The following is a 20,879-nucleotide window of genomic DNA, read 5'->3' as shown; positions in this document are numbered from 1 at the left end:
TTTATAGCTGCTTGCGCCCGCCCCTATTGGGTTTGAAGCCTATTTGTCTTAAATTTAAAGCCGGCTCGGCCTAATTCAAATCGCCATACTGCGTGCTGCTCAGCGCTGGTGACGTGCTGAATTCCGGCGGCATTTCGGTGTCTTCAAAGCCCGTCAGCAGCGTGTATGAACGTGAGCGCGGGCCGCTTTGCACTTTGACCCCTTTTTCCGGCGCGACTGCGGGGCCTTGTGCAGACGCAGCAACCAAAGCTTGTTTGAAGGCGGCAACCTCGTCGGCCTGGATAGGCTCATACCGTGGTGTTACGGGTTTGACGGGCGCGGGCGCGCGGGTTTCTACATTGGCTTCAGCGTGCGCTACTACGGGTGCATGTACAACGGGTGCTTGCACGGCCTGCGGTGGCGTCGGGGCCTGTTTGACAACGACCGCCATTTCCTCCAGACGCCAGTACACAGCGGGTACCGTGATCTCAAAGCGCGCTTTGGCGTGCTGTGTGATCGATGCCTCAATTCCACTCAATTGCTCGGACGTGCCGCCAAATGCTTTTGCCAGGTCCATCATGACCAGGAATTCATTGCCGCTCTGGTCGAGCGAAAGAACTTTGAATTTGTAGCTGGCCGAAAGCACGCCGGAGCGGGTCATGGCCTCACGAATTGCTACGTACAGCTGCTCGCGGCGGGCGTGACGCTTGAGCTTGCCGGAATCCGCGGGAGCAGGGTGTTCGGGGGAGAGTCGCTGGGGTACGGACGTAGCAAATTTGTCGCGTCCGACGGACGCGCGTTTTTGTTCGTCATTCGCAGCCGCGCTGGCTTGCTGCGGTTTGTCGGAAAACCAGTTTAAGAAAGACATGGGCAATGTTCTCGTGATGAATGTTGATTTTCCGTCAATGCACGGAGTGAATCTGTAAGCAATATCGCAAACGGTTCAGCTGTTGTTTAGCAGCAAATCCTGTTGCCGACTTTATCGAATCACCCATGCAACTGTCTGGTAAAAAATCACGCCCGTCACGTTTTTGAGAACGCCTGTGACGCCCAAAAGTATTACGGCAAGGAGTCAGTTGTCTGATGATGCCAGTACACCCGAGAGAGGGGCGACGCTCAGGTCACGGCGACGCGCTTGGGACGGTTATAGAGTCGCTTGGCCATGACCGACCCCATTGCCATGGTCAGCTCCAATGCAATGGGGCTGTGGCGGTTTGCCAGTTCGAGGAACCGCATCGGGGTGAGGCACCAAAGCTTGCAGGGCGTCGACGCATGGACCGTGGCACTGCGCGGCATGTGCGAGAAAAATGCGCCTTCACCAAGCACGGTACCCGCACCCACCAGTGCCATTCGCACGCGGGCCTTTTCATCTTCGTAATGAACGCTGAGCGTGCCGCTTTCCACAAAGTACAGCGTGCGGTCCAGCGCGCCCTGTTCCATCAGCACCTGACCACTGTTGAGCGCGAAAGGCTGCATGTAGCTGGCCAGGATGTCCCAATGCGGCTGGTTGAATTGACAACGCAATGCGTCACTGGCGTGGCAGTGAAGAATGGCCTGGGCAAGGCCCTGAATGTCAAAACGGATGGCGGCAGGTAGTGGAGCGTTCATAGTGGGACGGAAGATACCTTCGCACTACATAGCCCGCAAGAGACGTTAACGGCCCCTTACACCTGATACAGGAAATCCGGAGTTGTAATTTCCCCTCGACAGAGCCCCATTTTTGACTGTTTTGGGGCATTTTTCGCGGCATGGAACCGCTTGTCCCCAGACAAGGCCCGCCTGTCGCCGGTTTACTACTTTCCAATACAGAATCTGGAAAAAATTTCGCCCAACAAGTCATCCGGTGTGAACGCACCGGTGATCTCGCCGAGGTGCAGTTGCGCCTGGCGCAAATCCTCGGCAAGCAGGTCCAGGGCAGGGTGCCCCGCGCGAATCTGCGCATGGGCACGCCCGAGTTGTTCGGCGACCTGCTGCAGGGCATGCACGTGGCGTTCGCGGGCCATGAACACACCTTCAGGGGCGGCCTGCCAGCCCACGACGTGCAGCAGTTGCTTGCGCAGCGCCTGCAGGCCGTCGCCGGTTTTGGCGGAGATCAGAACACCGCCGCTGATTGTGCCCAGCACATCCGCGTCAGCCGCGTCCGACTTGTTCCAGACATCGATGATGGGCGTGTTGCGTGGCAGCTCGCGGCTCAGTACTTCTGCGATGTGTGCGTCAGCGGCCAGGTAATCGGCGGCACGCCGGGTCAGGTCATGCAGGAAGAGCACCGCGTCGGCGCTGGCGATTTCAGCCCACGCGCGTTCAACGCCGATTTTTTCCACTTCGTCGAGCGCGTCCCGCAGGCCGGCTGTGTCCACCACGTGCAGCGGCACGCCTTCAATCTGGATCAGCTGCGAAACCTTGTCGCGTGTGGTGCCGGCAATCGGCGTGACGATGGCGAGTTCGGCGCCGGCCAGCGCATTGAGCAGCGAACTTTTGCCGGCGTTCGGCTGGCCAGCGATCACCACCTTGATGCCTTCGCGCAGCAAGGCGCCCTGCACCGCGCGCTGCATCACGCCGGCCAGCGTCACCTGCAAGCGCTCAAGCTGGCCCTGTGCGTCTGCCTTCTGCAGGAAGTCGATATCTTCCTCCGGGAAGTCCAGCGTGGCTTCGACCAGCATGCGCAGATGGATCAGCTGCTCCAGCAGCGTGTTGACCGCCAGAGAGAATTCACCCGACATTGAACGCGCGGCTGATCGTGCCGCGGTTTCAGTGCTCGCGTCGATCAGGTCGGCAATCGCCTCGGCCTGCGCCAGGTCGATCTTGTCGTTGAGGAAGGCACGTTCGGTGAACTCGCCCGGTTGCGCCACGCGCAGCCCCGGCACGGCCGCTTGGCCGGTCACCGGGTCTGGCGCCGCACCGGCCTCGAGGCATCGCGCCAGCAACAGCTGCAGCACAACAGGGCCGCCGTGCGCTTGCAGCTCCAGCACGTCTTCGCCGGTATAGGAATGAGGCGCCGGGAAATGCAGGGCGAGCCCTTGGTCGATGGCTACGCCATGCGCATCGCTGAAGGGAAGGTAGGTCGCCTGGCGCGGTTGAAGCTGGCGGCCGCAAATCGCTTCCACGACGGGCGCGATGTGCTTGCCGGACACCCGCACAATGCCCACCGCACCGCGCCCGGGCGCAGTGGCGATTGCAACGATGGGGTCGTGGTGTCGGGCCAGCATGGTGGTAGATGTTAAGGGGCAAACCAGATCTTGGCGCCTGGGTAAGGAGCGCAGCCGCGAAAGTCGGTTTCCCAAGAAAAAGGGCCGCGAAGCGGCCCAATTTTTTATTCCGTGTCCGCCTTATTTGAATTTCGGCAGGTTGAACTGCGGCGGCACGCCCATGCGCGTGTTGATCACCCACTGCTGCGCGATGGACAGGATATTGTTGGTAATCCAGTACAGCACCAGGCCAGCCGGGAAGAAGAAGAACATCACGCTGAAGATCAGCGGCATGAACCACATCAGCTTGGCTTGCATCGGATCCGGCGGGGCGGGATTGAGCGCCGTTTGCAGCATGGTGGTCAGGGTCATCACCACCGGCAGGATGAAGAACGGATCCGGCGCCGAGAGATCATGAATCCACAAAATCCAGGGCGCACCGCGCATTTCAACGCTGGACAGCAGCACCCAGTACAGCGCGATGAACACTGGGATCTGGATCATGATGGGGAAGCAGCCACCCATTGGGTTGACTTTTTCCTCACGGTAGATTTTCATCATCGCCTGCTGCATTTCCTGCGGCTTGTCTTTCAGGCGTTCACGCATTTCCATGATCTTGGGATTGATCGCCTTCATCTTGGCCATGCTGGCATACGCCTTGGCGTTGAGCCAGTAGAACGCAATCTTGAGCAGCAGCACGAGCGCCACGATGGACCAGCCCCAGTTCTGGATAAAACCGTGCAACTTGTCGAGTAGCCAATACAAGGGCTTGGCCAGGATCTTCAAGTAGCCATAGTCCTTGACCAGCTCCAGCCCGGGCGCCAAGGCTTCCAGCGACTTTTCTTCCTGCGGACCGATAAAAAAGATCGAGTCAACCGTCTTGGTTGCGCCAGGGGCAATGCTATCCAGTGGCGTAATCATGCCCACGGCATACAGATTGGTGTCCACCTTGCGGAAGAACAGGTCGCGCTTGATACCGTCACCCAGAATCCAGGCTGTGGCGAAATAGTGCTGCACCATGGCCACAAAACCGTTGGTCGCCTGTTTTTCAACATCAACCTTGCCTTTTTCGATGTCCTTGAATTCGACCTTCTGAAATTTCTGTGCTTCGGTGTAGACAGCCGGGCCGGTGAAGGTCGAGTAGAACGACGACTCGCCGGGTGGTGGGTTGCCATCACGCACGAGCTGCAGGTAAAGCTGCGGAGCGACCGCTGCTGTGCCGGTATTGACGATCTCGTGGCGCACGGCAATGTCGTAGACGCCGCGCTTGAGCGTGTAGGTCTTGACCAGCTTGACGCCGCCGACGTCGGCCGATTCGAACTTCACTTCCAACTCGTTCACGCCTTCCTTGAGCGAACGCTCACCAGGAACTGCCTTCATCGGGGTCTTGTGGGTCGGGAAGCTGCTGCCGCCCGTGGCGCCGGCGATAAGGCCGGTTTGCGCGACGTAAACACGTTTGGCGCTTTCATCCAGGAGTACAAAGCCCTCTTCCTTGTTCGCCATGTCCTTGAGCTTACTGAAGGCCGAATGCACCAGGGTGCCGCCTTCGCTGTCAAAGGTCAGCGCGAGCACGTCGGTGTTCACCAGCACGCGCTCTTTGGTCGCCGAAGTTGCGGTGGATGGTGCGCCGCCAGGCACGGCGCCTGGGGTGGCTGTTGCACCGACGGCCTGAGGCGCCGGTACCGAAGAAGCTGCTGCGCCGGTAGCGGGTGCAGAAGCGGCAGACCCAGCGGCCGGCGCCTTGGCGCTTTGCGTGGCTGACGGGAAAAAGGTCGCCTTGTGGCCGTTATAAACCTGCCATTGGTCCCACAAAAGGACCATGGAAAAACCAAAAATCACCCACAGAATGGTGCGGCGGATGTCGTTCATGACGGCGTCTTTTTAGAAGGGGTGGAGGCCACGGGGGTGGCCAGGCGGGAAAAGAGGGGAACAGGCGGCACCGGGTCGTACCCGCCATCGCACCAGGGATGGCAGCGTACCAGCCGGCGCAAAGTGAGGTAGCTGCCGACTGTTGCGCCGTGCTGCTGCAGGGCCTGCAGTGAATAGGCGGAACACGTCGGCTCAAACCGGCAGGCTGAGCCCAGCCACGGGCTGAGCAACAAGCGGTAGCCTTTGACCAGGCCGATCAGCAGGGTTTGCGGCAAACGGAAAAGAGGTGCCAGCGCGGCAAAAACAGGGCTCATGGCGCCTTGGCTCCTGCCTGCATCAGCGCCAGCACTTCGGTGCGTACCGCCAGCTTGAGCTGCTCGGACGTCGCGCTGATGAATTCCTTGCGCGAAAAATCACGCCGCAAGCGGACCACAAAAGCAGCCTGAGGATACTGATGCGAAAAATCAGCGCTCACGGTGTAGATCTGTCGTTTGATGGCGTTACGTGTGACGGCGCGTTTGGCCCAGCGTTTGGGAACCATGGCCCCAAGCCAGACATCCTGTACGGGAAACAGCGGCTTTGCCGCGATCACATCAGCCAGCTTGCCTGGCTCAGCTTGCACGGGCTTTGCGTCCAGCGCATTGCGGTGCAATGCGAAGTGCGTTGTCTTTGCAACAATGGCGCCGGCAAGAACTGCCTGGAACTGGGGTCGGGTTTGAAGCCGTTGCACGAGCGCCAGGCGTCAGTTTAAAAAACTGCGAATGGCCAGCAGAAAACAGGCTTATACGGCCAGGCGCTTGCGGCCTTTGGCGCGGCGTGCAGCAATCACTGCGCGGCCGCCACGCGTTTTCATGCGGGTCAGGAAGCCGTGCGTACGAGCGCGTTTGACTTTGGATGGTTGGTATGTGCGTTTCATGATTGAGTCCTACTAGCCGGTCAGCTACAAAGCTTTCCCCTTTGCCGTTACCGTGCCTTAGTTATAAGACACACTGCTTTGGGCGATTCGAATGATCTTGGTGGCCGTACAACACAACCATCTCTGCAAGTCTTCAAGGCAGGCAAAACCCGCCGCGAATCAGGGAAACCCATGATTATCGCAGATTTCCTAACGCTGGCAACAAGTTAGCCTGCCCATTTGGGGTAAAGGCTGAGATGCAGCCGACCGGGCCACCAGATACCCCAAACCAGTGCCGAAAATAGGTTGAAACCCGGATCAATTATTTTGTGGATAACTCCCCGTCCGGACTACAATTGCCGGTGCTCAAAATTAACAATATCCACAAGCAGCTCACCGCTGCCGGGCGCCTCTTGCCAGGCCAGCAACCCAGCCAAAACCAGCCATGAGTGAGGCATCCGTCCAAAATCTGAACCAGGACTTGTGGCAGAGCTGCGTCGACCACCTGGCCCAGGAATTACCTGAACAACAGTTCAATACCTGGATCCGACCCCTGCTTGTCGAGGTCGCTCCCGACCTCACCAAAGTCACCGTTTTAGTAGGCAACCGGTTCAAACTGGACTGGGTTCGCACCCAATATGCCGGCCGTATTTCGGCCCTGCTTGAGAAAATTTCCGGGCAAAGCATCCCCCTTGAGTTAGCACTTGCTCCGCGCGAAGCGCCCGCCAAATCTTCATCTCTGGTTCGCAGCTTTGAAGGCTCCGGCGTTCCTGAACCCGTCGGCCTGGGCGTTCCCGAAGAAGCCGCCGGCGCGCCGTTCAAGAATCGGCTCAACAGCGCGCTGACCTTCGACACCCTGATTGAAGGCACGGCCAACCGCATGGGCCGGGCCGCGGCGCTGCATGTTTCCAGCAGCCTGGGCCAGCTTTACAACCCGCTTTTTATCTACGGCGGCGTCGGTTTGGGCAAGACCCATTTGATGCACGCCATCGGCAATAAATTGCTGTCGGACAACCCCGCCGCCAAAGTTCTCTACATCCACGCTGAACAATTTGTTTCAGATGTGGTTAAAGCTTACCAGCGCAAGACTTTTGATGAATTCAAGGAGCGTTATCACTCCCTGGATTTGCTGCTGATTGACGACGTCCAGTTCTTTGCCAACAAGGACCGCACCCAGGAAGAGTTTTTCAACGCTTTCGAGGCCTTGCTGACCAAAAAGTCGCACATCGTGATGACCAGCGACACTTATCCCAAGGGTTTGACGGATATCCACGAACGCCTGGTGTCGCGCTTTGATTCCGGCCTCACCGTCGCCATCGAGCCGCCCGAGCTCGAAATGCGCGTCGCCATCCTGATCCGCAAGGCCGAAGCCGAAGGCGCCTCCATGCCCGAAGAGGTCGCCTTCTTCGTCGCCAAGAACGTCCGCTCCAACGTGCGTGAGCTCGAAGGCGCCCTGCGCAAGATCCTGGCGTACTCACGCTTCAATCTCAAGGAAATCTCCATCCAGCTGGCCCGCGAGGCCCTGCGTGACCTGCTTTCCATCCAGAACCGGCAGATCAGCGTCGAGAACATCCAGAAGACCGTCGCCGACTATTACAAGATCAAAGTGGCCGACATGTATTCCAAGAAGCGGCCCGCCAGCATTGCGCGGCCGCGGCAGATTGCCATGTACCTGGCCAAGGAACTCACGCAAAAGAGCCTCCCTGAGATCGGTGAACTCTTTGGCGGGCGTGACCACACCACCGTGCTGCACGCCGTGCGCAAGATGTCTGCCGAGCGCCAGCAAATGACAGAGCTCAACCAGCAGCTGCATGTGCTTGAACAGACCCTGAAAGGCTGAGGAACAGCCTCCATGCGTCCCATGAACCCCACGAACCCTCTAGCGCCCGGTTTTCACGGTGTTTTACAGAGCCCAGCCACCCTCACAATAACTTTGGGGACAACTTTTGAACAACCCATGGCTTATCCACAGAAGCAGATGACAATCGAAAGTTGTTCATATTCAGCAGTGCAGTTCAGGGGCGTCTGAACACATGGTTAAACAAACGCCAAGTGGTTGATCAAAAAGGGGAAAATGGCACTATCCACAGATGGGCGCCACCCTTATCTACTACTACTAATTTGAATTAAAGAATTAAAGATATATACAGAGGAAGTCATGATCGTTCTGAAAGCAACCCAGGATAAAGTTTTGTCGGTACTGCAGTCGGTGGCCGGCATCGTTGAGCGCAGGCACACCTTGCCCATCCTTGCCAACGTGCTGATCCGCAAAACTGGCGCCCAGCTGCAGCTCACCACGAGCGATCTTGAAATCCAGATCCGCACCACTGCCGAGCTCGACGGCGATGCCGGCAACTTCACCACCACCGTGGGTGCCCGCAAGCTCATCGACATCCTGCGTTCCATGCCCAGCGACCAGACCGTCTCGCTCGAGTCGTCGCAGAACAAGCTGATCCTCAAGGGCGGCAAAAGCCGCTTCACCCTGCAAACCCTGCCCGCTGAAGACTTCCCGCTGGTGCAGGAAGCCGCCAATTTCGGCCCGAGCTTCTCGGTGCCGCAAAAGGTTTTGAAAGAGCTGCTCAACCAGGTCTCGTTTGCCATGGCGGTGCATGACATCCGCTACTACCTCAACGGCATCCTCTTCGTCGCCGAAGGCAAGCAGCTGAGCCTGGTCGCCACCGACGGCCACCGCCTGGCCTTCTCATCCGCCACGCTCGACGTCGAAGTGCCCAAGCAGGAAGTGATCCTGCCGCGCAAGACGGTTCTGGAAATGCAGCGCCTGCTCAGCGACAAAGAAGGCGCCATCGAAATGCAATTTGCCGGCAACCAGGCCAAGTTCAGCTTTGAAGGCATGGAATTTGTCACCAAGCTGGTTGAAGGCAAGTTCCCCGACTACAACCGCGTGATTCCCAAGAACCACAAAAACATCATCACCCTGGGCCGCGTGCCCCTGCTGGCCAGCCTGCAACGCACCGCAATTTTGACCAGCGAGAAGTTCAAGGGCGTGCGCCTGAACATCGAACCCGGCACCCTGCGCGTGGCTTCCAACAATGCCGAGCAGGAAGAAGCTGTCGACGAGCTCGACATCGACTACGGCGGCGACGCCATCGAAATCGGCTTTAACGTCACCTACCTGATCGACGCGCTGGCCAATATGGACCAGGACATGGTGAAGATCGAACTGGCTGATTCCAACAGCTCCGCGCTGCTGACCATCCCCGACGACGCAGCCTTTAAATACGTGGTGATGCCGATGCGCATTTAACGCGCTGACCACACGCTAACCAACAACCAGACCCGCGACTCTCCGCGGGTTTGGTCATTCAAGAGATTGAAGAAATCGAAGCAATTCGAGAAAAGATCGGAAATAAAGCTGGCTATGACTGAAGAAAACAAACCGAACGAAGCCGATCAGGTAAACGTCAACGACGGCGCCGCAGGCGAGGGAAGCTCCAATTTCCAGCCCAAGATCGACACCAACCAGGCCGGCGCGTCCGAAGCCTATGGCGAAGGCTCCATCCAGATCCTGGAAGGCCTGGAGGCCGTGCGCAAGCGCCCCGGCATGTACATCGGCGACACGTCCGACGGCACCGGCCTGCACCACCTGGTGTTTGAGGTGGTCGACAACTCGATCGACGAAGCACTGGCCGGCCATTGCGACGACATCGTTGTCACCATCCACACCGACAACTCTGTCAGCGTCACCGACAACGGCCGCGGTATCCCGACCGGCATCAAGATGGACGACAAGCACGAGCCCAAGCGCTCGGCCGCTGAAATCGCCCTGACCGAGCTGCACGCCGGCGGCAAGTTCAACCAGAACAGCTACAAGGTGTCAGGCGGCCTGCACGGTGTGGGCGTGAGCTGCGTGAATGCACTCAGCAAGATGCTGCGCCTGACGATTCGCCGTGACGGCAAAGTGCACGTCATGGAGTTCTCGCGCGGATTTGTGCAAAACCGCATCATCGAACAGGTCAACGGTGTTGATGTGTCGCCGATGAAAGTCATGGACGACACCGACAAGCGCGGTACTGAAGTCCACTTCTTGCCCGACACCGACATCTTCAAAGAGAACAACGATTTCCACTACGAAATCTTGAGCAAACGCCTGCGCGAGTTGAGCTTTTTGAACAACGGCGTGCGCATTCGCCTCAAAGACGAGCGCAGCGGCAAGGAAGACGACTTTGCCGGCGCTGGCGGTGTGAAAGGTTTTGTTGAGTTCATCAACAAAGGCAAGACGGTTCTGCACCCCAACGTGTTTAACGCCATGGGCGACCGCCAGAGCGACCAGGGCACCAACATTGGTGTTGAAGTCGCCATGCAGTGGAACAGCGGCTACAGCGAGCAAGTCCTCTGCTTCACCAACAACATTCCCCAGCGTGACGGCGGTACCCACCTGACGGGCCTGCGCGCCGCCATGACCCGCGTCATCAACAAATACATCGACGACAGCGAACTGGCCAAGAAAGCCAAGGTTGAAGTCACCGGCGACGACATGCGCGAAGGCTTGTGCTGCGTGCTGAGCGTGAAGGTGCCTGAGCCAAAATTCTCCAGCCAGACCAAAGACAAGCTGGTTTCCAGCGAAGTGCGCGGCCCGGTCGAAGACATTGTGAGCCGCCTGCTGCACGACTACCTGCAAGAGCGCCCCAACGACGCAAAGATCATCGTCGGCAAGATCATCGAAGCCGCCCGCGCCCGTGAAGCCGCGCGCAAGGCACGCGACATGACGCGCCGCAAAGGCGTGCTCGACGGCATGGGTCTGCCCGGCAAGTTGGCCGACTGCCAGGAAAAAGACCCCGCCATGTGCGAGATCTACCTGGTCGAGGGTGACTCCGCCGGCGGCTCTGCCAAGCAAGGCCGCGACCGTAAATTTCAGGCCATCCTGCCCCTGCGCGGCAAGATCCTGAACGTCGAAAAAGCCCGCTACGAAAAGCTCTTGACCAGCAACGAAATCTTGACGCTGATCACCGCGCTGGGCACTGGCATCGGCAAGGCCGGCGGCATTGGCGGCACGCCAGGCACTGACGACTTCAACGTCGCCAAGCTGCGCTACCACCGCATCATCATCATGACCGACGCCGACGTTGACGGTGCCCACATCCGTACGCTGCTGCTGACCTTCTTCTACCGCCAGATGCCTGAGCTTGTTGAGCGCGGCCACATCTACATTGCACAGCCACCGCTGTACAAGGTTAAGGCCGGCAAGGAAGAGCAGTACCTCAAAGACACCGCAGCGCTAGACGGCTTCCTGCTGCGCATTGCGCTGAAAGACGCATCTGTGCAAACCGGCGCTGAAGGCAGCACGGTACTCACGGGTGAGACGTTGGCCGAACTGGCCCGCAAGCACCAGCTGGCTGAATCCGTGATTGCCCGCCTGCGCGGTTTCATGGACGCAGAAGCCCTGCGCGCCATCGCTGACGGCGTGAGCCTGAACCTCGACACCGTGGCCGACGCTGAAGTGTCGGCCGTGACGCTGCAGGCCAAGCTGCGCGAGCTCAACACCACCGGCGCCCCCGCCGAAGTGGCCGGCGAGTTTGACACCCGCACCGACAAACCCATTTTGCGCATCAGCCGCCGCCACCACGGCAACGTCAAGAGCAGCGTGCTGACACAAGACTTTGTGCACGGCGCCGACTATTCCACCCTGGCCGATGCAGCCGCCACCTTCCGCGGTTTGATCAGCGAAGGCGCGAAAGTCATGCGCGGCGAAGGCGAGCGCCAGAAGGAAGAAAAGATTGGCGACTTCCGCCAGGCCATGGCCTGGTTGATTGGCCAGGCTGAAAACGCCACCGCACGCCAACGCTACAAAGGCCTGGGCGAGATGAACCCCGCCCAGCTGTGGGAAACCACCATGGACCCGACCGTGCGCCGCCTGCTGCGCGTACAGATCGACGATGCTATCGAAGCCGATCACGTCTTCACCATGCTGATGGGCGACGAAGTGGAGCCACGCCGCGAGTTCATTGAACAGAACGCCCTGCGCGCCGCCAACATCGACGTCTAAGCGACCACTCAGCTCTTACTTGACACCATGACCGAAGAAACCAAAACAGCAGAGCGCCCAGCGCTGCCCGATCACCTCTCTACCGACGAGCGCAGCCCGCACTTCGTCAGAGCGATTTTTGAGCACGACATTGGCATCCGCTTCAACGACAAAGAGCGCAACGACGTTGCCGAGTACTGCATCAGCGAAGGCTGGATCAAGGTGCCCGTGGGCAACAAGGTAGACCGCAAGGGCAACCCGCTGATGATCAAGTTGAAGGGCAAGGTAGAGTCGTTCTACAAGTAAGCTGCCGTGTTCCGGGTCGACGCATTGACTAACCGGACATTGACTAACACCATGAAGTTTGAACCTCTGCAGGTCGATTTCATGGTGTTTTTATTTTGGTGATCACACAACAGAGTTCATGAGCCGCATCGCCGTTATCGACTTTGAAACCACAGGCCTGTCGCCCGCGATGGGCGACCGCGCGACGGAAGTGGCCATCGTGTTGGTCGAGCACGGCCAGGTGGTCGACAGATTCCAAAGCCTCATGAACGCGGGGCGCTATATCCCGTCCTTCATCGAAAGCCTGACTGGCATCAGCAACGCCATGATCGCCGCAGCACCCGCGGCGGAGAAAGTCATGGCCGAAGCAAGTCGCTTTGTCGGTAACGCACCCATGGTGGCCCACAACGCTTCTTTTGACCGCAGGTTCTGGGAGGCTGAACTAAGCCGCGCAGGGGAGGCTGCTACCCAGCCCTTTGCCTGCACCATGCTGGTCGCCAGAAGACTGTATCCCCAGGCACCCAGCCACAAGCTGGGCGTGTTGATCGACTACCACCGGCTGCCCAAAGCCGGCCGTGCTCACAGGGCTATGGCTGATGCGGAGATGGCGGCCGCTCTGTTGGGCCAGATCCAGGATGACCTTCGCAGTCGTCACCGTGTGACGCGGCCTGACCATGCCTTGCTGTTGGCGCTGCAGCGTTGCGCCAAGCCGGCGGTACCAGCGCTGATGTCTAAATACGCCGATTTCCGCTGACGAGAAAAGGGCAGGTGCTTAGGGCATATACGTTGTAGCTCTCGGTAGCGAGGGGGGTATGCTCGTACTAACTTAGGGAGTTAAGCAATGAGTCGCTACTGCGGGGAAGTTGATTCGGGTCCAATCTTGGATGCAGCGGTTTACTGGCGCGACACAGCGTTGTTGCATCAGGGATCCGTTTTCACAGACCGTACCCTCTGGAGTAAAGAAGCACTTGAGGAGCTGGACAAAAATTTTGTTCAGAGGCCCGACACTGGGGACGCGACTTTCTTTAAGAAATTAGAAGAGCAGTTAAAGCCTTGCTCCTCTGCTGCGAAGCAGCTAGCGGCAGAAATGATGTGGCTGCTGTATCTCTGTCCCAGTCGTCTCACTCCATTTCATAAGAGGCAAACGGTTGAAACCATGTGGAGGTGGTCAGGCGAGTCGTTGCCTGTTGGGTCACCTTGGTTATCAGAAAAAATACTGTCAGGGATTGGCAGTGCAGGACCGGGATTTAATCAGAATCAGTGGCGAGAGTTAGTTTTTCTGATCAATCTTTCTCGCTCTTTTCTTGATTTGGACGAGGAGCATAAGCAGAGATTGCTGGCGGACGGATGGGCCTTTGACGAGTGGTTAAAGAACATTCCAGATTGGGATGCGCGACAGTTTCGGCATATGGTTCTGTTCCTTCTTTTTCCGGACGAGTTCGAACGTATTTTTGGGCAGAACGATCGTAAAACTATTGTTAGTTTCTACGGAGGAAAAGAACGCAGGGAAGTTAATTCACTGGATCCGGTAAAACTCGATTTAGAACTGCGCGCGATCCGAACTCGCCTAGAAACAGAACACCAAACGTCAGACCTCGACTATTACGTTGCGCCACTGAAGGGCGAGTGGGGTGCGAAGTTGTATGCGGGTGCGACGGAAGGGGTGAAGGGCGAGCATGTTCTTCAGGCGCTGGAGGAGATCGATAGAGCGGGTGTGCCAGAAGGAGCAAAGTCGACGGGCTACGACTTGATTCATGAAGGTAAGCACTACCCGCCTAAATTAGTTCTATCGTTCGCAGTTAAATACGCTACGGGGGAATCCTTAGAGAGGGCTTCTTTTAAAGGCGGGGAAGACTCGCATGGCTTCAGTCTTTTGCGTCGACTGGGTTTTTCTATATCCATTAAAGACGAGTTCGCAATTGATAAAGAGAAGCTTGATGCTCTCCTTCTGCAGTTTATTGCGCAAGCTGATGCTACTGAGAATCTGAGCGCTCGTGACTATCGAGGACGTTACGAAGACCTGGATTTAAGCGTGAGCTTTGGTAAGGGAAACTTCGCGCGAATTCCTTGGATGGCATTTCTGGGTGCTGGACAGTCAGTTTCCAATGGCATATACCCCGTATTGCTCTTCTTCAAGGAGCAAAGGCAATTACTGCTTTGCTACGGCATCAGTGAAGAGAATGCTGCAACAGGCTCTTGGGGACTGCTTAAAGAGCAACTAACGGTATTTGAGTGGTTTAAGCAGAAATACGATCGCAAGCCAGAGAGGTACGGCTCTTCGATTGTTCGCGCTTCGTACGATGTTCGAAACGAACTCCCCTCCGAACAAATTCGCCGAGAGGTAGAAGAAATGATTGCCATCTACAAGCAGCTCCTGGTCGCTGGTAAAGGCACACCTGAATTTTCTGCTGACGAAATGCGCGATGCTGAAACTGTCTTGCCTTTTCGGGAGGATTTGCTGGCAACGACCAAAGAGTTTTCGGCCGCATTACGAAGCTCGGGTGTGTATTTTGGCGCCGCTCATGAATCGTTAGTTGCGGCATTCATCTCTAGCTTTGCTACGAAGCCGTTCGTCATTTTGACAGGCCTATCTGGCTCAGGAAAGACTCAGATCGCAATTCAGTTTGGACGATGGCTGGGATCCAATCGTATGCACACTGCGGCAGTACGACCAGACTGGACCGGTGCAGAGGCACTATTTGGTTATGAGAACGGATTGAAGCAAGCGACTAACGGCCAGCCGGTTTGGGCCGTTCCTGCGCCCTTAGCGTTTATCCTACGGGCCGCTAGCGACTCGCAACACCCGTATTTGCTGGTATTGGACGAGATGAACCTAGCTCACGTCGAGCGGTATTTTGCCGACGTGCTTTCCGGAATGGAGTCGGGCGCGCCCTGTTTGCCAAACCTTGTGAAGAATCAGGATGCTTGGCAGTTGCGTGAAGGTCTGCCGGAGTTAATCCCGTTTCCTCGAAATGTTTGGATTGTGGGAACAGTTAACGTGGATGAAACCACGTATATGTTTTCCCCGAAAGTTTTAGACCGTGCGAATACCTTTGAATTTAGGGTTGAGACGGCGGACTTGTTCGATGCTGCGAGTAAGCCCCAACCCTGTGCCCCAGGAAGTAGTGAGCTCGTTCGAGGGCTTCTAAAGATCGCTAAAGACGATGAAAGACAAATTACGCAACAAGCGACGTTTCATGCAGACCTGATAACTCATTTGAAACAACTTCATCAGCTTTTGAGTCGCTATGGCCTAGAGTTTGGGCATCGGGTGTTTTATGAGGCGACTCGTTTTGCATCGATGGCAGAGGAATGCGGCTTATCGGGCCTCGATGCGGTATTGGATCGAATAGTGCTGCAGAAGATCTTGCCAAGGCTTCATGGCTCTCGTCGTCGGCTGGAGTTGCCACTTTTGGCATTGGCGCAGTTCTGTAAGGAGTTGCCTCTAGAGATCGAGCTTGATGAGAAGCTGTTCGCACTTGCCCCAGATAAAGCAGTCAAGGCAGAAGTCAAACTTCCCACGTCACATGCAAAGCTTGTACGTATGCTGCGTAGCCTTAGAGCCAATCAGTTCGCTAGCTTCACGGAATAGGCTCACGGCATGGTCACCGAGGCTGCGGTTGTTTTACGTGGTCCCGATGGGATCTCATGCGGTCAGTTGCGGGTAACCGTTCTTCCTGGAAAACATCGTCCGGCTCAGTCCCTTTGGCTAGTTGAAGAGGGGATTCAATCGGCCGCTGAACGACCGGCCTATAGCGTGGAGATCCTGGAAGGTCACGAGTATCGATATGAGTGGCTGGAACTAGGCCATAAATATTTAAATCTCCTGACTGGTCCGGAGGAGATTTTTCAGCCCGACACAGCGGACGGGTTGACTGGGCGGCTACGGCCAAAACTAGCAACGGGCATAGTACAAGTCACACTCCACGATGGTGAACGGCTGGTTGGAGGCCTTGAGCTCGAGGTTCGGTCTCGCAAGTTGGCCTACCGCTCAGAGTACCAATGGATGCTGCGGGACATCGCAAGTCGAGCGACGGAACTGGTGATGAATCGCTTTTCCGCTAGCGAAGGCCGATTTGAGCAAGATGAGACGCGTGATGCGGTTACGCTTTATCAGCGGTTTACGTTTCTTCGTGCATTGATAGACGGAGAGGTTTTTCAAGGCGCGATGCGTGAAATTTTTCGACGCCCTCACACTTCATGGGAAACCAGCAGAGAGTGGGTTCACTCAGGCGTGGGAATGCATGCGGACTCAAACTTAGTTCGACAACTCACCCGGGCGGGCCGACGAGCTAGTTGGGAGGGCGGTCTAATGCCGTCTATTCCAGTCAAGTTAGAGCGTCAACGCACAGAAGCAACTCACGATACGACCCCAAATCGATTTGTCAAGTTTGCGCTTGAGCACTGGAGCCAAATAATTGGGGACATTGATCGACATCTGGCGGCAGTCCCGCCGTCGCCCCTGACATTGCGTGGCCGCCGTGAAGTGGCGGTGCTCATGGGTAAATTGGACGAACTTAAGCATCACGAGTTGTTTTCCGGCTTAAAGAACCTCCGCCACTTCCCCGCCAGTGATCAAGCGCTTCAAAAAAGAGCCGGTTATCGAGATGTTTTCAAAGCCTATATAGAGTTTGAGTTTGCTGCTCGGCTTTCCTGGCTGCCGTCCACTGAGTCATATGGCGCAGGACTCCAAGACGTAGCGACGTTGTACGAATATTGGGCATTCATTCAATTAGCGGAAGTTGTTGCAAAGCTGGTGGGTGAGTCATTCGACATCAGCCCTCTTATCCAGGTGCGGACTGGAGGGCTAAATGTTGCGCTTAAAGAAGGAGTCGAGACCGTGCTCTCGGGAGAGCTTCTGAGGTTCGGGCGCCGTTTAAAAGTTGAACTTTGCTTTAACCGCACGTATACCGTTGATGGATCAAGTGTTGGATCTTGGACTCGCCAGATGCGACCAGATTTTTCTTTGTTGGTCTCCTCGGTCGACTTGGATTCCGATGGGTTTGAGCCAGTGGTCGTGCATTTTGACGCGAAGTACCGGGTTGAGTTTCTCCGGGAGCTTTTTGATGTCGAGCTTACTTCGAACGAATCAGATGATGCTGAGAATGGCGCAATGAGCGTCGCTCGGAGGGGTGGCGCCTTGCGTGATGACCTTCTAAAAATGCACGCGTACCGAGATGCTATTCGCAGAACAGCGGGTGCCTACGTACTCTATCCTGGGGGTGATGCGGAAGTTAATAAAGAACCCTTTCAGCAATATCACGAGCTGTTGCCTGGCTTGGGCGCGTTTGTTCTCCGCCCATCCGAGTTTGGCTCGGCAAGCGGCGTTGCCGCCCTCCAAAAATTTGTTGACGATGTTTTTGTGCATGTCGCAACCCGGCTTACTAATCATGAGCGTGGGAGGTACTGGCTTGAAGAGGTGCATGGCGTGCGTTCTCCTGCTGCAGCTCGGGGGCCTACAGTTGACCCACTCTTAGAGACCACTGTTTTATTGGGGTTTGTGAAAGGCGCCGACCACTGGTCTTGGATAAAGCGGCGTAAAAGTTATAACGTCAGAGCGGAAGGGCGGGCTGGCGGGGTGAGACAGGATGGGGTGCTTCTTCAATGTCCGCTTTTATTGCTCTATTGTCCGACCACCGAGCAGATTGAACTTGCAAGACTGGTCGGAAGTGCTGAACGGTTATCTGAAGATGGCATGAAAGCTAGTGGCTACCCTACGCCAAGGGGAGATTATTTTTGCGTTCAACTGAGCTGGTTGAACATGCCCGCCTCATTGCGAGAACTTTCTTCCTGGCAAACTTCTCAACTTGTCAAAGGGCTTGGCGCCATGGTTGGTGAGCCCGTCGCCGTTTCTTGGGGTGAGCTGTGTGCTATAGCGACGGCGTCCTAGGTCGAAACTTCCGTAGAAAGAAGTTCTTGCCGTTATTTATCTAAGGGTTATGTATGGAAAACCGAGTGCCACTGCCAACAGACAACATTTTTAAGTTCTACGCACTTTTTGGATTGGTGCTCTTCATCTTTTCTTTTGCTAGTAGTCTCTACAACACGCGGACGACAAACGAGTTCATGTCATCTGCATTCGTTGAGCTAGAGGCGCTAAAGGTGATGGCCGCGCCTACGAATCGAGATGTCGTCAGACGAGAAATTCTGGTGCGTCAAATAGAAGTCGCGAAGCTGGATAGGGACTTCTATAAATGGGCTTGTGCTGCTATTGGAGCGATCGGAACGCTGGGCATGGTGGTGGGATTTACGAAGTGGCACAGAGAAATCCAACCGATGTTGGATGAAATTTCTCAGTTGCAGTTAGCGAAGTTGCGACACGAGGTGAGTCAACTTAATGTCAACTCCAGCAAAGTGCGACGGGTTTTTCCGAACCGCTCGCGTTGAGGGTGATGGGCTGTCATGCCCGCAAAGTTGCGGGCCAATTCATTGCCAAGTCAGATCACCAAAGCTAAGCTTTTCCTTTTCAACCAACAAGGACAAAGCCCATGCCAAACACCCCCTACCTCCCCGAAAGCATCATCTCCCACGTCTCCATAGGCACCAACGACTTCGTACGGGCCAAGGCGTTTTATGAGGCGGTGCTGGGTACGCTGGGGATTCGCAAGGTGATGGAGCATCCCGGTGCTGCGGCGTTTGGGCGGGCTTATCCAGAGTTTTGGGTAGGCGTGCCGCATGACGGCGGCAAGGCGCATGTGGGCAATGGCTCGCACTTTGGTTTTCTGGCTGTGTCGAAGGCGCAGGTGGATGCGTTTTATGCCAAGGCGCTGGAGCTGGGCGGTACTGGCGATGGTGCGCCGGGCCCGCGGCCTTTGTATGGGCCGCAGTATTACGGCTGCTTTGTGCGGGACCTGGATGGGCACAAGATTGAGGCGCAGTTTTCGGATACATCTGCAGGTTGATGTAACGCTGGTCTTAAGCCAAATGGGCCGTTGGGCCAAGCACAACGTGCGCGAACAGCTATTTAATTCATAGCAAGCCGGTTTGCTTTCTCTTCGCCTTGTCGCGCTTGGGTACGGGGCGCTGTCTGACATGGGCGGGTGTTGGGAGTTTTCAGAATGGTCGTTACGCGGGTTGGTGTTGCCTTCTTTGTTTGCACGCTGGCCCTTGTTCAACCCCTTTATCTGGAGACAGACCATGCCGAACAAACAGGACGCAAAAAACAAGCAGAGCAAACAACTCGCACCCGAGGACGCGCGCGACCAGGCCGGCGGCGCGATGGAGCAAGACAACACCCCCAAGGCATCCGGTCACGGCGGCAAGGTTGAAAACGACTTCAACCAGATGGGTGAGCAAAAACCCACGCAGAAGAACGAAGGCCAGCGCACGGCCAACAGCCGCAGCGACCGGGAGTCGCATGTGGGCGGCAGCAACCAGCTGCAGTCGCGCCGCGGCACGACGGGGCGCTGACATGGCTGCGGACACGTTCAGCCGCGCGGCGGGGGTGAAGGCCGGGCAGTTTGATCACCACAGCGGCGACCACCTGACGCTGGACAGCGCGAAGATTTACTTTGAAGTTCACGGTGATGGCGCCGACCCGCCGCTGCTGTTTCTGCACGGCGGGCTGGGCACGATGAAGGACTTCAACAGCGCCCTGCCGCTGCTGCAGAAGCGCTTCCGGGTGATCGGCATCGACAGCCGGGGCCACGGCAAGTCAACCCTGGGCACGGCGGGCGTGACTTACCAGCGGCTGGCGCTTGACGCTGCCGCTGTGTTGCAGCACCTGGGCGTTGAGCGTTGCAGCGTGGTGGGTTTCAGCGACGGCGGCATCACGGCGTTGCGCATGGCCGCGCAGACTGGACCACTGATCGACAAGCTGGTTGCCATTGGCACCGACAAAATGCTCAAGGCCGACGACCCGGTGCGCAAGCTGCTGGGCGGCGTTACGGCGCAAAGCTGGACGAAAAAATTCCCCGAGTCGGTGGCGCTGTACAACGCGGTCAACCCGCAGCCCGACTTTGCGGCGCTGATTGATGCCGTGGTGCCGATGTGGCTGGACGACGGCCCCAGTGGCTACCCGGGCGAGTGCGTCAGGCAGATCCGTTGCCCCTTGCTGGCGATTCGCGGCGATGAAGACCACCTGGTGTCACGCGCCAGTGTGTTTGAGCTGGCGGAGCAGGTGCCCGGCGCGAAGCTGCTGAACATTCCGTTTGCGGGGCATGAGGCGCATAAGGACCAGGCCGAAGGGGTGATGGCGTGCGTGAACCGGTTTCTGGAATGAAACAACGGCCATTTCATAGCAGAAAGTGGCTGCAGCCCAGGCAGAACGTGCGCGAGCAGCTATCAATACCATAGCGCATGGCGCTCCCGGCGCTGGCGCCGTGCGTGTCTTTACCTGCCGTTGAGGCATTTCCTTACAAACCGCAACGTGGCAGACGCATGGCCCTAAGTTTGGCGGCGCACGATGAACGCTTGTTTTTTTCTGCGGGGCAACCACCTGCAGACATCGCCAAGAAAGGCCGCCATGAAAAAGATCGCCGACTTCCTGTTTCACCCGCGCTATTTGCGGGCCATCCCTTCGCTAGTGGTGCTGACCACCGCCATGGCCTGGAGCGTGGCGCCTGACCCGGATGCGGTAGACACGGTGCAGAAGCGGGCGGGGGTGAGCTTGTCGCTCAACCACACGGCCGCGGGCAACAGCCCGAACGACAAGCTGCTGGACAAGCCCGAACAGGCTTGAGCG

At 57.1% G+C, this 20,879-nt stretch carries 19 protein-coding genes; 12 read left to right on the top strand and 7 right to left on the bottom strand.

Going from position 1 to position 20,879, the window contains the following annotated elements; all coding sequences use genetic code 11:
* Positions 1–70 precede the first annotated feature (70 nt).
* From AC1DVV_RS20930 to rpmH, 7 genes are all read right to left on the bottom strand, one after another.
* Positions 71–847, bottom strand: coding sequence for a hypothetical protein (locus AC1DVV_RS20930; protein WP_477702299.1), 777 nt, complete (start codon positions 845–847; stop codon positions 71–73).
* A gap of 248 nt (positions 848–1,095) precedes the next feature.
* Positions 1,096–1,587 carry a Crp/Fnr family transcriptional regulator gene (locus tag AC1DVV_RS20925; protein ID WP_122954706.1) on the bottom strand — a complete coding sequence of 164 codons (492 nt, stop codon included), beginning with the start codon at positions 1,585–1,587 and terminating at the stop codon, positions 1,096–1,098.
* Between the two features lie 185 nt (positions 1,588–1,772).
* Complete coding sequence (gene mnmE / locus AC1DVV_RS20920) at positions 1,773–3,185, bottom strand: tRNA uridine-5-carboxymethylaminomethyl(34) synthesis GTPase MnmE (protein ID WP_457281897.1); 1,413 nt, start codon at positions 3,183–3,185, stop codon at positions 1,773–1,775.
* 120 nt (positions 3,186–3,305) lie between these two features.
* Positions 3,306–5,033, bottom strand: coding sequence for a membrane protein insertase YidC (yidC, locus tag AC1DVV_RS20915; protein ID WP_457281896.1), 1,728 nt, complete (start codon positions 5,031–5,033; stop codon positions 3,306–3,308).
* Positions 5,030–5,347 carry a membrane protein insertion efficiency factor YidD gene (gene yidD, locus AC1DVV_RS20910; protein WP_477702301.1) on the bottom strand — a complete coding sequence of 106 codons (318 nt, stop codon included), beginning with the start codon at positions 5,345–5,347 and terminating at the stop codon, positions 5,030–5,032. Before yidD ends, yidC begins: the two co-directional genes overlap by 4 nt.
* Positions 5,344–5,763, bottom strand: a complete 420-nt coding sequence (locus AC1DVV_RS20905; protein ID WP_477650022.1) for a ribonuclease P protein component — start codon at positions 5,761–5,763, stop codon at positions 5,344–5,346. The genes yidD and AC1DVV_RS20905 overlap by 4 nt, the downstream gene beginning before the upstream one ends.
* A gap of 51 nt (positions 5,764–5,814) precedes the next feature.
* A complete protein-coding gene (gene rpmH, locus AC1DVV_RS20900) occupies positions 5,815–5,949 on the bottom strand; it encodes a 50S ribosomal protein L34 (protein ID WP_007862708.1) in 135 nt (44 codons plus the stop codon).
* 424 nt (positions 5,950–6,373) lie between these two features.
* Between rpmH and dnaA the strand changes: the two genes are divergently transcribed.
* The 12 genes from dnaA (at position 6,374) to AC1DVV_RS20840 (ending at position 20,876) form a co-directional block, all read left to right on the top strand.
* On the top strand, positions 6,374–7,768 hold the full coding sequence (gene dnaA / locus AC1DVV_RS20895) for a chromosomal replication initiator protein DnaA (RefSeq protein WP_477702302.1): 1,395 nt from the start codon (positions 6,374–6,376) through the stop codon (positions 7,766–7,768).
* 318 nt (positions 7,769–8,086) lie between these two features.
* Positions 8,087–9,193: a DNA polymerase III subunit beta gene (gene dnaN / locus AC1DVV_RS20890; protein ID WP_457281892.1), complete on the top strand. Its 1,107-nt coding sequence runs from the start codon at positions 8,087–8,089 to the stop codon at positions 9,191–9,193.
* A gap of 114 nt (positions 9,194–9,307) precedes the next feature.
* Positions 9,308–11,932, top strand: a complete 2,625-nt coding sequence (gene gyrB, locus AC1DVV_RS20885; RefSeq protein ID WP_477707247.1) for a DNA topoisomerase (ATP-hydrolyzing) subunit B — start codon at positions 9,308–9,310, stop codon at positions 11,930–11,932.
* 27 nt (positions 11,933–11,959) lie between these two features.
* Complete coding sequence (locus tag AC1DVV_RS20880; RefSeq protein WP_477650020.1) at positions 11,960–12,217, top strand: DUF3297 family protein; 258 nt, start codon at positions 11,960–11,962, stop codon at positions 12,215–12,217.
* A gap of 118 nt (positions 12,218–12,335) precedes the next feature.
* A complete protein-coding gene (locus AC1DVV_RS20875; RefSeq protein WP_477702304.1) occupies positions 12,336–12,950 on the top strand; it encodes a 3'-5' exonuclease in 615 nt (204 codons plus the stop codon).
* An 87-nt stretch (positions 12,951–13,037) separates the two neighbouring features.
* On the top strand, positions 13,038–15,788 hold the full coding sequence (locus AC1DVV_RS20870; RefSeq protein ID WP_477707246.1) for an McrB family protein: 2,751 nt from the start codon (positions 13,038–13,040) through the stop codon (positions 15,786–15,788).
* Positions 15,789–15,797: 9 nt separating this feature from the next.
* Positions 15,798–18,086 (top strand): DUF2357 domain-containing protein, encoded by a 2,289-nt coding sequence (locus AC1DVV_RS20865; protein ID WP_477707245.1) that lies wholly within the window; start codon positions 15,798–15,800, stop codon positions 18,084–18,086.
* Positions 18,087–18,139: 53 nt separating this feature from the next.
* Positions 18,140–18,583 carry a hypothetical protein gene (locus tag AC1DVV_RS20860; protein ID WP_477701573.1) on the top strand — a complete coding sequence of 148 codons (444 nt, stop codon included), beginning with the start codon at positions 18,140–18,142 and terminating at the stop codon, positions 18,581–18,583.
* A 101-nt stretch (positions 18,584–18,684) separates the two neighbouring features.
* Complete coding sequence (locus tag AC1DVV_RS20855; RefSeq protein ID WP_477701572.1) at positions 18,685–19,098, top strand: VOC family protein; 414 nt, start codon at positions 18,685–18,687, stop codon at positions 19,096–19,098.
* A gap of 316 nt (positions 19,099–19,414) precedes the next feature.
* Positions 19,415–19,606 (top strand): hypothetical protein, encoded by a 192-nt coding sequence (locus AC1DVV_RS20850; protein ID WP_477701578.1) that lies wholly within the window; start codon positions 19,415–19,417, stop codon positions 19,604–19,606.
* A gap of 1 nt (position 19,607) precedes the next feature.
* Positions 19,608–20,417, top strand: coding sequence for an alpha/beta fold hydrolase (locus AC1DVV_RS20845; protein WP_477701571.1), 810 nt, complete (start codon positions 19,608–19,610; stop codon positions 20,415–20,417).
* Positions 20,418–20,660: 243 nt separating this feature from the next.
* Positions 20,661–20,876, top strand: a complete 216-nt coding sequence (locus tag AC1DVV_RS20840; protein ID WP_477648569.1) for a hypothetical protein — start codon at positions 20,661–20,663, stop codon at positions 20,874–20,876.
* Positions 20,877–20,879: the final 3 nt, after the last annotated feature.

Source organism: Polaromonas sp. P3_B4, from assembly GCF_056402835.1.
The sequence above is the reverse complement of the archived record's forward strand: the minus strand, read 5'-3'. Positions and strand labels throughout refer to the sequence as shown.